General features: G+C 68.1%; 10 protein-coding genes. 7 read left to right on the forward strand and 3 right to left on the reverse strand.

Annotated features, from left to right (window positions below):
* Nucleotides 1-10: 10 nt before the first annotated feature.
* Together BN13_RS08570 and BN13_RS08575 are read left to right on the forward strand one after the other, a co-directional pair.
* Nucleotides 11-3535, forward strand: coding sequence for a TM0106 family RecB-like putative nuclease (locus BN13_RS08570; protein WP_084733646.1), 3525 nt, complete (start codon nt 11-13; stop codon nt 3533-3535).
* A gap of 124 nt (nt 3536-3659) precedes the next feature.
* Nucleotides 3660-4427, forward strand: a complete 768-nt coding sequence (locus tag BN13_RS08575) for a peptidylprolyl isomerase (protein WP_048546040.1) — start codon at nt 3660-3662, stop codon at nt 4425-4427.
* Between the two features lie 49 nt (nt 4428-4476).
* Here the strand turns inward: BN13_RS08575 and BN13_RS08580 are convergent, their stop codons facing one another.
* A complete protein-coding gene (locus BN13_RS08580) occupies nt 4477-5085 on the reverse strand; it encodes an NAD(P)-dependent oxidoreductase (protein WP_048546042.1) in 609 nt (202 codons plus the stop codon).
* A gap of 81 nt (nt 5086-5166) precedes the next feature.
* Between BN13_RS08580 and BN13_RS08585 the strand changes: the two genes are divergently transcribed.
* Both BN13_RS08585 and BN13_RS08590 read left to right on the forward strand, forming a co-directional pair.
* Complete coding sequence (locus BN13_RS08585; RefSeq protein ID WP_048546044.1) at nt 5167-5547, forward strand: winged helix-turn-helix transcriptional regulator; 381 nt, start codon at nt 5167-5169, stop codon at nt 5545-5547.
* A 250-nt stretch (nt 5548-5797) separates the two neighbouring features.
* Nucleotides 5798-6139: a hypothetical protein gene (locus BN13_RS08590; RefSeq protein WP_235433992.1), complete on the forward strand. Its 342-nt coding sequence runs from the start codon at nt 5798-5800 to the stop codon at nt 6137-6139.
* 153 nt (nt 6140-6292) lie between these two features.
* Here the strand turns inward: BN13_RS08590 and BN13_RS08595 are convergent, their stop codons facing one another.
* Nucleotides 6293-7264 carry a phosphotransferase gene (locus tag BN13_RS08595; RefSeq protein ID WP_048546048.1) on the reverse strand — a complete coding sequence of 324 codons (972 nt, stop codon included), beginning with the start codon at nt 7262-7264 and terminating at the stop codon, nt 6293-6295.
* A gap of 22 nt (nt 7265-7286) precedes the next feature.
* Here BN13_RS08595 and BN13_RS08600 point away from each other — a divergent pair, with 22 nt between their 5' ends.
* Together BN13_RS08600 and BN13_RS08605 are read left to right on the forward strand one after the other, a co-directional pair.
* Nucleotides 7287-8003: an SDR family NAD(P)-dependent oxidoreductase gene (locus tag BN13_RS08600; RefSeq protein WP_162199934.1), complete on the forward strand. Its 717-nt coding sequence runs from the start codon at nt 7287-7289 to the stop codon at nt 8001-8003.
* On the forward strand, nt 8000-9220 hold the full coding sequence (locus BN13_RS08605; RefSeq protein ID WP_048546052.1) for a cytochrome P450: 1221 nt from the start codon (nt 8000-8002) through the stop codon (nt 9218-9220). Before BN13_RS08600 ends, BN13_RS08605 begins: the two co-directional genes overlap by 4 nt.
* Before the next feature lie 9 nt (nt 9221-9229).
* Here BN13_RS08605 and BN13_RS08610 read toward each other — a convergent pair whose 3' ends face one another.
* Nucleotides 9230-10375 carry a glycine amidinotransferase gene (locus tag BN13_RS08610; protein WP_048546054.1) on the reverse strand — a complete coding sequence of 382 codons (1146 nt, stop codon included), beginning with the start codon at nt 10373-10375 and terminating at the stop codon, nt 9230-9232.
* 342 nt (nt 10376-10717) lie between these two features.
* Here BN13_RS08610 and BN13_RS08615 point away from each other — a divergent pair, with 342 nt between their 5' ends.
* Nucleotides 10718-11767, forward strand: a complete 1050-nt coding sequence (locus tag BN13_RS08615) for an IS30 family transposase (protein ID WP_235433932.1) — start codon at nt 10718-10720, stop codon at nt 11765-11767.
* Nucleotides 11768-11774: the final 7 nt, after the last annotated feature.

Consider the following 11774-nt stretch of genomic DNA (forward strand, 5'->3'; position numbering starts at 1 on the left):
GGTCCCCCTTGTGTTCATCCTTCCCGGCGAGTCGCGCGTCATGGTCAGCGCAACCGATCTGCGTGCCGCCGCGGCGTGCGAGTGGTCGCTGCTGCGATCATTCGATGCCGTCCTCGGGCGCAGCGCGGCCGCCGGCGGGGCGGATGCCCTCACCGAGCGCACCGCCGCCTTGGGCCTGGCGCACGAGCAACGCGTGCTCCGGGAGTTGATGCGGGACCATCCCGGGCGGGTCGTGCAGATCCCCCGCCCCCGCCTGACGAGGGCCGCGCTGGAAGGCGCGGCGCGGCATACGCGGGAGTCGTTGTCCGGCGAGGCGGACGTCATCTATCAAGCCGCCTTCGTCGACGAGCGCTTCGTCGGCTTCGCCGATTTCGTGGTCCGGGACGAGAGCGGCCGCTGGCAGGTGTGGGACACCAAACTCTCCCGACACGAGTCGGTCGCGAGCCTGCTGCAACTCGCGGCGTATGCCGAGGAGCTCGCCGAGAGCGGGGTCCCGGTGGCTCCCGACGCGATGCTGATCCTCGGCCACGGCGAGCGCCAGAGTTATCCCCTCGCCGTCGTCGGGCCCGTCCAGCGCAGCCGCCGGCGCCGGCTGTTGGAGCTGCTGGATGCCCACCACGACTCCGGCGAGCCTGCGCGATGGGGGGCGACCGGCGTCCACGCGTGCGGTCACTGCCCGGAGTGCGTTGCCGAATTGCAGGCCACCGACGACGTCCTCCTGGTCGCCGGCGTCTATCCCAGCCAGCGCAAACGCCTGATCGCGGCCGGAGTCGAGACGATGGCGGACCTGGCGGTCCGCACCGAGTCCGTGCCTGACCTGCCCGACACCACGCTGGCCAAGGTCGTCGCCCAGGCCCGGATGCAACGCTCCCAGGCCGAGACCGGTCGGGTCAGCGCCGAGGTGATCGATCCACTCCCACTCGAAACCCTCCCACCAGCCAGCCCGGGCGACATCTTCTTCGACTTCGAGGGCGACCCGATGTGGACCGAGCCAGGCTCGCATCGCTGGGGCCTGGAATACCTGTTCGGGATCATCGAGGCGCCTGTCGACGGGGCCGAGCCGGTCTTCCGGGCGTTCTGGGCGCACGACCGAGCGCAGGAGAGGCAGGCTCTCGCCGACTTCCTGGCCTATGTGGAGGCCCGGCGGGCGACCTTTCCGGACATGCACATCTACCACTACGCGGCCTACGAGAAAACCACCCTGCTGCGGCTCGCGGCCCGCTACGGCGTGGGCGAGCAGGCCGTGGACGACCTCCTCCGCGCAGGCGTGCTGGTCGATTTGTATGCCGTGGTCCGCGCCGCCATCCGGGTCTCCCAGGACTCCTACTCGATCAAGAAGCTCGAGCCGCTCTACATGGGCGACGATCTGCGGACGGGGTCGGTGGCCACCGGCGGCGACTCGATCGTGGCCTATCACGAGTTCAGTCAGGCCGTGATCGAGGGACGCCAGGATGAGGCACATGCACGATTGGAGGCCATTCGCGCCTACAACGAATACGACTGCCTCTCCACACTGAGGCTGCGCGACTGGCTCCTCAGCCAGATCGGTCGCGATCCGGTGTCCGCTGCCGAGGCGGAGTCGTCGCGTGCCTCAAGCCTGCCTGAGTCGGCGGAGGCCACGCCCCCCGTCCGGTCGGCGACCTGGCAACGGGCGGAGGCGGTCGAGGCGGAGTTGCGTGCCCTGCTCGGCGACATCCCCGTCCAGGATCGTGACGCCGACCAGCAGGCGCTGGCCCTGATGGCGGCCGCGGTCCAATACAACCGGCGCGAGCAGAAACCCTTCTGGTGGACCCACTTCGATCGGCTGCGCCACCCGGTGGATGAGTGGGCGGGGCAGGCCGACGTGTTCCACATTCACCACGCCACGGCCCTGAGCGATTGGGGGAAGGAGGGCAAGCAACGCACCCTGAGACGGGTCGTGGAGATCACCGGACGCCTGGGTCGCGGCAGTCGCCCCGTCCGGGTCGGCTCGGACTTCACGGTCCTCTATGACATCCCGGCTCCTGCCGAGCTCGCTCCTGCGGATCGAGGCGTCCGTGCGGCCGAGACCGGCGCGAAGGTGCTTGCCGTCAATGCCGGTCCGGACGGCCAGGAGGTGTGGCAGGTCGAGGAGACGCTGCCGACCCGGTTCACGCCGTTTGGCGACCTGCCACTGGCCCTTGTCCCGAAACCGCCACCGGGGACGATGCACCTCGACACGGCCCTGGCCGAGGTCGCCGAGTCGGTGGCCACATCGTGGCCGATGCTGCCGGCGGGACCCGCGCTCGATCTGCTGGCCCGCCGCCCGCCACGGTTGGCCAGCGGTTCCACGCTGCCGCCGCTCGACGGAAGCGCCGACCAATTCGTCCACGCCATCGGCTCCGCCACGCTGGACCTCGATCACTCCTATCTCGCCGTCCAGGGCCCACCCGGCACCGGCAAGACGTATGTCGCCGCCCACGTCATCGCCCGCCTCGTCGCGGAGCACCACTGGAAGATCGGGGTCGTCGCCCAAGCCCACGCCGCCGTCGAGAATGTGCTGGACGCGGTGGTCAAGGCCGGCCTGGACCCCGACCGCGTCGCGAAGTACGCCCCCGACCGAGAAGGCGTTGCCTGGCAACGCCTGGTCGAGCGCGACAAGGACACCGTGGCCTTCGCCGTCGAGCACGCCGAGTCGGGTTATGTGATCGGTGGCACGGCATACGACTTCACCCATCCCCGGCGCTTCCAACGCGGCCAACTCGACCTGCTCGTCATCGACGAGGCCGGGCAATACTCCCTGGCCAACACGGTTGCGGTGTCGGTCGTCGCCGACCGGCTGCTGCTGTTGGGTGATCCGCAACAGCTTCCGGAGGTGAGCCAGGGCAGTCACCCGGAGCCGATCGATACCTCGGCCCTCGGCTGGCTCATCGAGGGCCGACCCACGCTTGCGGAGTCCCGGGGCTACTTCCTGGCGACCACCTACCGCATGCACCCGGCCCTGGCGGATCGGGTGTCCGCCTTGTCGTATGCCGGTTCCCTCGCCGCCGAGCCCACCGTCACCACCCGCCGATCGCTGGCCGGGATCGAGGCGGGAGTGCACGTCATACCCGTGGTCCATCGGGACAACACCACGGAGTCGGTGGAGGAAGCGGAGGCAATCGCCGCACGCATCGCGGGACTACTCGGCCTGCTCTGGGACGACCCGGACGACGCAGAGGGACCTCGCCCGTTGCGGGAGAGCGACATTCGTGTGGTTACGCCTTACAACGCGCAGGTGCACGTGCTGCGCACGGTCCTCGACGCGGCCGGTCTGACCGGCGTGCCTATCGGGACCGTCGACAAGTTCCAAGGTCAGGAGGGCGCGCTCGTCTTCATCTCGATGGCCGCGTCCGCGCGCACCGATGTGTCCCGGGGAATGGGCTTCCTGCTCAACCGCAACCGGCTCAATGTGGCGCTTTCGCGAGGCAAGTGGGCCGCGTTCGTGATCCACTCCCCCGAGTTGACCGACTTCACCCCTGCGACCCCGGACGAGTTGATGCTCTTGGGCGACTTCCTGCGGCTCACCAGTAGCTGACGTTGAGCAGCAGCGTCTGCGGCGGCGGTAGCTGGGCGGGCGCTTCGAGGTGCCCGACCGATCAGACGGGCCTATGGTGCCAAGGGAGGCCCACCCGGCCTCGGCATCCGAGAGGCAGGAAATCATGCTGACCACACGACGCGCCCGCACCCTCACGAGAACCGCTATCGCGACCCTGGCCCTGGCCACGACCGCCGCCATCGCGCCGGCCGCCCAAGCGAAGCCGGACAGTCCGACCTCGCCTCCGACGACCGGCGCCTGCGCCTTCACGCCGCTGGACGACCAGACCTACTCGACCTGGGTCGGCCTGCCGCCGGACCCGAAGAACGCGCAAACCAAGGGCAACGCCTCGGTCGTCCTCAAGACCAATCACGGCGACATCCCGGTCGTTCTCGACAAGGCCGGCGCCCCGTGCACCGTCGCGAGCTTCCTCTACCTCACCCGCCAGAAGTACTACGACGGCACGGACTGCCACCGGCTGACCGCCTATCACACAACGCCATCCGCCCTCTCGGTTCTGCAGTGCGGTGACCCGCTCGGTAGCGGCTGGGGCGACCCTGGCTACTGGTTCAAGGACGAACTCACGACAGCCCACGCGCTGCCCAATTGGCCAGGCTTCGCGGACGGATCGCGCAAGAACTACACGCGCGGCCTGCTCGCGATGGCCAATGGGGGCCCGGATACCAATGGGAGCCAGTTCTTCTTGGTGTATGCCGATTCCCGCCTCCGCCCGGACTACACCGTCTTCGGGGAGGTCACCGAGGCCGGGATGGCGGTCCTCGACAAGATCGCCGACGCCGGTGTGGCCCCGGGTGACGAGGGCTACCCGGAGGATGGCGCCCCCGCGATGGCCACGACCATCGAGCGGGCCAAACGGACCGGCGGCCTCTGACCTGCCGTGACCCGTGCCCGGCGCGCCAGGCGCCGGGCACGCTCGGTCATCAGCGTGCGGCCACCGTGAAGCGAGCCAAGCGGTGCGCTGGGTACTGCAACTCGTCAACTACGGCGACCGCGAAGTCCTCCGCGCTGATCTCGGCGCCGACGGGGCTGTCAGCGCCCGTCACATAGCCGCCGGTGCGCACGCCGGGGGTGATAGCCGGGGCTGGGGAAAGCAAGGTCCAATCAACACCTTCGGACTCGCGATAGAGCTCCAGGATTGTGGTGAATGTCTCGGCTTCGGCGCGGTACTCCACGGGGAACCCAGCGGAGTCCTTAAGCGCGATTCCGTCGACGACGAGTGACCCGGCCCCACCGACGACGAGGACGCGCTGCCGCGGCGGGTCGGCGATGAGGTTGCGGTGGGCCTCGATCGTCGGCTCATGCGAGCCGCCGGTGCGATCGGACGGCACGGCGATGACGGTCGCGTCCGATTGGTCGATCGCCTCGCGGACTCCTGCTGTGTCGCTCAAGTCGAGCTTGCCGGCGGTCGATGCGCCTAGCACATCGCGTCCGGACCGGCTGAGCGCGGTCACGTCGTGGCCGCGCTGCGCGGCTTCGGCGACAACGCGTGATCCGATCATCCCGGTAGCTCCGATGACAGTAATTCTCATGATGACTCCTTGGTGGTGGAAAGCGACCGGGCATAATGGTATGGATTGGATATCAGATACCTCAACGTAACCAAGAATGAGATGAACCAAGTCCCGGATGTCCTCAACCCGGCGTGCGATTCGCGAACCGTCCTGCGCCACCTCACCGACCGGTGGGCTCCACTGATTGTGCTGGCCCTCGTCCCCAACGCTCTTCGCTTCGGCGAACTCCGCGCCCGGATAGGCACCATCACGCCAAAAGTGCTGACCGAGACACTCCGCTCGATGGAACGCGACGGGCTCGTTGTGCGCACCGTGACCCCCTCATCTCCCCCGCGCGTGGACTACGAGCTGAGTGAACTGGGACGCACTTTGACCACGCCGGTCGAGACGCTCCGGGAGTGGGCGGAGTCCAACGTGGAGGCCGTCCTGGCCAATCGGGCCCGCTATGACTGTGGTCACGCGGCCACCCGTGGACACTGAGAAACTGGCCGAGGGTCCATTTCTTGGTGGTGGAGCTGAGGGTGGGGCCACACTGCTTCGCCAACAAGAAAACGGACCGACGGAGTCGGTCCATTTCTTGGTGGTGGACCTCCGTAGAGAGTTTGAGAACCCCTGCCCACACCTGAAAACCTTGTCTTTACGCAGGTCACGGGGCTTCTACAACCACGACTGGCGCTCCGCTGAGCCTAACGTTTCCGATTCCAGGGGTCGAGTGGTGCGATCACTTGGGATGGCTCAAACCCTTCTGCGCCCCGAGCAGGTCGACGATCTGGTGGCGCAGTACCGCAAGGGCGCGACGCTCGTCGAGCTGGCATCCATCTTCGGAGTGAACCGCCGCACGGTCGCCACCCACATCACCCGACGGGAGGTCACCATCCGACGCGGACGGTTCGACTCTTCTCGCATCCACGAAGCAGCCGACCTCTACCTCAGCGGGTTGACGCTGGTAGAGGTCGGCGTGAAGGTTGGGGCAGGGCCTCAGGCTGTCCGGCGAGCGCTCGCTTCGCACGGTGTCGTGATCCGGCCGGGTGGGGGCCGTCGTTCGCGGATCACGGCATCCGCTGCCGGTTGAGCCTAGAGACAAAGGGCAGGCTCACGGGGCTTGCCTCGACGAGCACCGCGCGGCGCTGATGACCACGGATCACGGCATCGCGCAGGCGCGCACGTCCGAGCAGCACCAGGCTCACGAGTCCTGGAGCGCGCCGCGGCACGCGTCTCCAAGCCCTCACGTCAGCAGGCTGATCGCGCGCGGCAGCCGATCCACCCACCACGCGAAGGCATCCGCCTCGACCCGCCGACGGGCCGGATCACGGACCTCGACGACATCCAGCGCTTTCTGCCAGCCATACCAGACGAACGCGGCGAGCAGCGAGAGCTCAAGTGCGAACTCGTCGAACCGGGTCCCGGTGACAGCCCGGTATCGGTCGAGCAGGTCGTCGTTGGTGAGAATCGAGCTTCGGAGTCCCGAAGGCAGGAACCGCGCGATGTCGAACGCGGGCGGCGCGAGCACGGCCTGGCCCCAGTCGAGCAACGCGAGACCGTCTCCCTGCCAGGCGAGGTTTACTCCGGCGATGTCACCGTGGCAGAATCCGATCGGCCGAGCTTCGAGCGCCGCGACGAGGGGCGCCGGGTCACGCGCGAGGGCGACGACCGAATCGGCGACACCGGCCGGGGCGAGATCGCGGAACACCGCCCAGCCGCCTTCGACAGCGGTAGCGAGGTCGACCGTGCCCAACTCGGCGACCCGGGGCGGGGAGAACATCGCGATCGCTGCAGCGAGCGATGTCGTCGCTGCCGGTCGCAGTCCCGAGGAGTGCAGGCGGTCGAGCCGGTCTAGCAGTCGGTCGACCTCGGCATCATCAAAGGGATGGTCGGGCCCGACGATCGTGTCGCCCAGGTCACGCATCACGATCCAGCTCGCGTCGTGCTCGGTCCAGCCGCCGATCGTCGGTGAGGAGACGCCGTCGGGCAGACGGTCGAGCACGCCTTCGCGCCACAGCGCGAGTTCAAGGCTATTGCGGTGCCCGAGCAGCCGCTGAAATACGTCGCCGTCGGCAACCGAGCGTTTCGCGACCACCGGTGTGCCGTCGATCAGAACGCCGCGGTAGAGCTCGGCGCCCGACAGACCGTCGTGCCCGGTAAACCGTCGCAGTTCCCGAATGTGCTCCAGCGAGGTGGGAGGATAGGGTGTCGGCACTCGAACTCCAGGGGGAATGGTCGTGACAGAAGCTACCGCATGCACCCTCGTCACGGGCGGCACCGGCGTCGTCGGGCAGGCGGTTGTGCGTCGGCTGCTCGCCACAGGACGCCGAGTGTGCCTCACCTACGGCGCGAACTCCACCGTCGCCGAGAGACTCGTCGCCGAGGCGCCCGGGCTCGTCGCGGTGAGAGCCGACCTCCGGTCTCTCAACATCGCCCAGCTACTCGACAAGGTGGCCGATCGCGCCGGCCCCGTCGAGGCGCTCGTTCACGCGGCAGCCCTCGTCGACCACACCCCCGTCGCGTCGCTCGACGCCGAGCACTTCGCCGAGGTGCTAACCGTCAACGTGACGGCGGCCTTCGCCCTCGCGCGCGAGCTCGCAAAGCGGGGCACCCTGCGCGATGTCGTGTTGCTGTCGTCGATCGCGGCTTCAATCGCTGACCTTGGATCGGTTGCTTACACGACCTCGAAGGGCGCGACGGACGCCCTTACCCGTGCCCTCGCGCTGCACCTCGCGCCGGTGCGGGTGAACGCTGTCGCGCCGGGCATCATCCGCAGCCACCGCACCGACGGCGATCCGCTGTTCTCGGGTCCCGCGGCGCGCATCCCGGACGCCGCGCTCGTTGCGCCCGGCGCGGTCGCGGACGTTGTCTCCTACCTGCTCGACGGAGCGCCCGACGCGCTGAGTGGTCAGGTGCTCGGGGTCGACGGCGGCGCCTCGTTGCGACGCCTGTGACCACCGCCCAGGTCACACCGACCGCGCCTCGCCTGCCGCTCGTCGGCGCGCTCGCTCATTTGCGGTTCGGCGGGCACGACTTCCTGCTTGAGACCGGCCGCCGTCTCGGCGACGCCTATTGGCTGTATCTCTGCGGCGAACGCGTGCTCGTGGTCGGGCATCCCGAGGCGGCCGCTCGTGTGCTTGAGAACGTCAACGACGCCTATCCCGACAAGGGCGGAAGCAGCGGGTTCCGGCGGCTGTCGCTGCCGTTTGTCGGATCCGGCCTCTCGACCTGGAACGCGATGGACCCGGAGTGGCGGCGCCGACGCTCAGCCGCGGCCCGGGTCTTCCGGTCCTCACGTCCGCCGGCCTCGTGGTCGGTGCCGTTCAGCGTCGTCGACGGCAGTACCCTGCGGCGCGGACTCGAGCGGCGCGTCGTCGGCGACCTCGTGCGGCACTTCCTCAGCGTCGACGCCGACCCGCGCGACATCGACACGGTCGTCGACGGGTTCCGCACCCTCGGACGCGACTTCTGGTCGGGCAAGCTGCCGTGGCCGCAGCCGTTGCGGACCCGTCGCGCGGCCCTGGTCACCGCCGACCTGGAGGCGACCGTCGACCGCTGGATCCTGGACTCCTCGGTCGGTGCGCCCCTCCGCCACCACCTCCCCGACCTCGGCACCGAGCGCGTCCGCGACGAGGTGCTCTCCCAGTTGCTGAGCGTCGGTACCCTCGCGATCCCGACCGAGTGGGCGCTTCGACTACTCGCCACCCACACCAACATTCAGCGCGAGCTGCGAGCATCCCTCGACGACCCTGAAAGCGACCTGCTCAGCCGAATCGTGCGCGAGGCGCTGCGACTGTGCCCGTCGACGTATTGGGTGCAGCGTCGCGCCGCGCGCCCCGACGTTCTCGCGGGAGCCGCAGTCGCCGTCGACGACCGCGTCATCATTCATCTGCCGAGCGTGCACCGGCATCCGGAGTTCTGGGAGGCGCCCGGCGAATTCCGTCCCGAGCGTTATCTCGCGAACCAAGACTGGAAGCGCGCGTGGATGCCTTTCGGCCGCGCCTCGCGCCTGTGCGTGGCGCAGCGTTATTCGTTCGACGCGATCGCGAGCGTGCTGGCCGATGTCGTGCGCACTTCGAGCGTCGAGGCCGCGACGCCACTGCAATCGGGCTTCCGCGTGGGGCTCAACCTAATCCCCCGAACGGCGTCGCTGCGATTTTCGCCACTCTAGGCATCCTCCTCAGAGGCCCCAGTCGACATAGCCGAAGTAGTCCTCGAGTCCGCCGTCACGCACGGTGTCGAGCGTGAAGCAGTGGAAGCCTCCGCCGAAGAGCCGCCGGTGACGGTGCCGCACGGGGATCACGTCGAAGCCGTTGCGCTCGAGTTCGCTGATGAGCTCGGGAAACAGTGAGTTCGCGACAACGGTGTCCTCGTCAACCGAGAGCACGTTCATGTCGATGTACGGGCTGCTGATGATGACGTCATCGTCGCCGTAGACCGGGAAGTTCACCTCGGACGGCGTCGGAGCGTAGATACGGTCCCACGCCTGGAGCGGAGCGGGCAGGCGGTCGGCGACGGCTGGGTTGCGTAGCAGCAGCAGGCCGGGACGCAGCGGCAGCACGAGGCTGTCGATGTGGTTGTCGGCGAAGCGGTGCATGATCTGCACGCGGAACCGGCCCTCGAGATGGCGCTTGAGCCACTCCGCACCGAGCAGATGGTTGGCTGTCGAGACGTTGACCAGGATGTCCTTTCCGAACCGCACGGCCTGGGCGCCGTCGAGCATGATCTCGAACGCATCGGGCGACCCATCAGTCGACTCCCCAACGTCCTCGATCGCCGGGGTCGCGTGGCCCGACACGTAAGACGTGTCGAACGACGCGTCGAGCATGCGTGGGCGCGGCATTGACGTCCACCGCGACCCTTCGCGGAAGTAGCGCGACAGCACGGGCTTAAGCAGGTCGCCTTCGAGCTGGCGGGCCCGCACCTGCGGCGCCGTCTCGATAATCTCGTCACCGACAACGATCGTCTGGTCGCGCACATTGAGTGCCGGGATCATTGTCGCCTCCCAGTGCGGCGTCGAGAACCGCGCTCCCGGCGGAAGCGCCTCGGGGCGGTGCACGACGACGCCAGCTGACGCGAGCGCCTGGGCTAGCCCCTCGACATCCTCCGCGAGCTCCTCCACGTAGCGGTGGTTGAGATCTCGACGCGAGTCGGCGGCGTCGAGCGGGCCACGAGCCGTGATGCTCGGGTAGAAGAACGACGAGTGCGCGACATCGTTGAAGAACAGCCGGAACGACAACTCCAGCTCGTGTGCCTCGTAGCCAGCGGAGGTGCCAACGATCGCTTCGCGCAGGCGCGACCATTCGTTGAAGCTGTTGGCCTTCATCGGGTGGGACGACCTCTCGTACGGGTTCGGGCAGCAGGACGTGCAAACGACAAGTAGACCAGTTCTCGATCCTCGGGACCATCCTTCGGTGAGGCACGGCAGGGGGGTCGGCGGCCGCGGCCCATCAGCTATCTGAACGTATGAAAGCGCGACGAGCTCGAGCGCGAAGTCCGCACCATTGAGCCCGATCCCGAGCGAGCACCGATGATCGAATGAACGTTCATGGCCTACGCCTCGGCAACTGGAGCGTCAGCCAATTCAACGACGAACTTGTCGGCAGGGTCATAGCGTCCAAGCAACAGCCTCCACTGGATCGGGGCTGAAGGCTGGGAGGCTGGACCGGTGGCAGGCACGAGACGGCAGTTGACGATCAAGGACCGGGCGGAGATTTCGGCTGGGTTGAAGGCGGGCTGGAGCCCGGCGCGGATCGCGCGTGACCTGGGCCGGGATCGGTCAGTGATCACCCGGGAGATTGCCCGGAACTCCACCAAGACGTGTGGGTATCGGGTGGTCAGCGCCGACGTGCGGGCCCAACGGCGCCGCGCCCGTCCGCAGCCGCGCAAGGTGGCCGCCGATCCGCTGCTGGGTCAGCGGGTGTTGGCCGATCTGCGGCAGTCTCGCACGCCCCGTCAGATCGCCGGCCGGTTGAAGTTGGAGGCCGAGGACGCCACCGTGGAGGTCATGAAGGGTTCCCTACCGGCCGGTGGCCTGCTGGCTTCGCACGAGGCGATCTACCAGTTCATTTACGCCATGCCCCGCGCCGAGCTGGTCCGCCACGGGGTCTTCCTGCGCTCCAAGCGCACCCAGCGAAAGCCCCGCTCATCGAGCAGGCGCGGGGCCCCGATCGTGGGGATGCGTCCCATCACCGCCCGGGAGAACGAACACCCCGGCAGCGCCGAGCGGAGGGTACCCGGGCACTGGGAAGGCGACCTGATCATCGGCAAGAACGGCGCCAGCGCTGCAGCCACCATGGTCGAGCGGATGTCCCGGTACACCGTGATCGTGGCCCTGCATCACGGCAAGTCCAGCGACGACCTGGCCGAGGTCCTGATCGAGCACGTCAACGCCCTACCCGAAATGATGCGCGCCTCGCTGACTTGGGATCAAGGCAGCGAGATGGCCCGCCACGCCGCGCTGACCGTCGCCACCGACCTGCCGGTGTACTTCGCCGATCCACACAGCCCCTGGCAGCGTCCCAGCAACGAGAACACCAACGGCCTGATCCGTGAGTACATCCCCAAGGGCGAGAACATCCCCGCCCATCAGCCCTACCTGAACTCCATCGCCGAAGAACTCAACGAACGCCCCCGAGCCGTCCTGGGCTACCTCACCCCCCGCGAATCCTTCGAACGACTCCTCCTCGGCCAACCCCACGTTGCTACGACGCCTTGACACCGCC

The sequence above is a fragment of the Nostocoides jenkinsii Ben 74 genome (genome assembly GCF_001046875.1).
Classification (GTDB): domain Bacteria; phylum Actinomycetota; class Actinomycetes; order Actinomycetales; family Dermatophilaceae; genus Nostocoides_A; species Nostocoides_A jenkinsii.

What these genes read in the sequence shown, in the direction of transcription:
- BN13_RS08575 (WP_048546040.1), top strand. Translation starts at nt 3,660, where the DNA reads ATGCTGACCACACGACGCGCCCGCACCCTCACGAGAACCGCTATCGCG.
- BN13_RS08580 (WP_048546042.1), bottom strand. Translation starts at nt 5,085, where the DNA reads ATGAGAATTACTGTCATCGGAGCTACCGGGATGATCGGATCACGCGTT.
- BN13_RS08610 (WP_048546054.1), bottom strand. Translation starts at nt 10,375, where the DNA reads ATGAAGGCCAACAGCTTCAACGAATGGTCGCGCCTGCGCGAAGCGATC.
- BN13_RS08585 (WP_048546044.1), top strand. Translation starts at nt 5,167, where the DNA reads ATGAACCAAGTCCCGGATGTCCTCAACCCGGCGTGCGATTCGCGAACC.
- BN13_RS08590 (WP_235433992.1), top strand. Translation starts at nt 5,798, where the DNA reads ATGGCTCAAACCCTTCTGCGCCCCGAGCAGGTCGACGATCTGGTGGCG.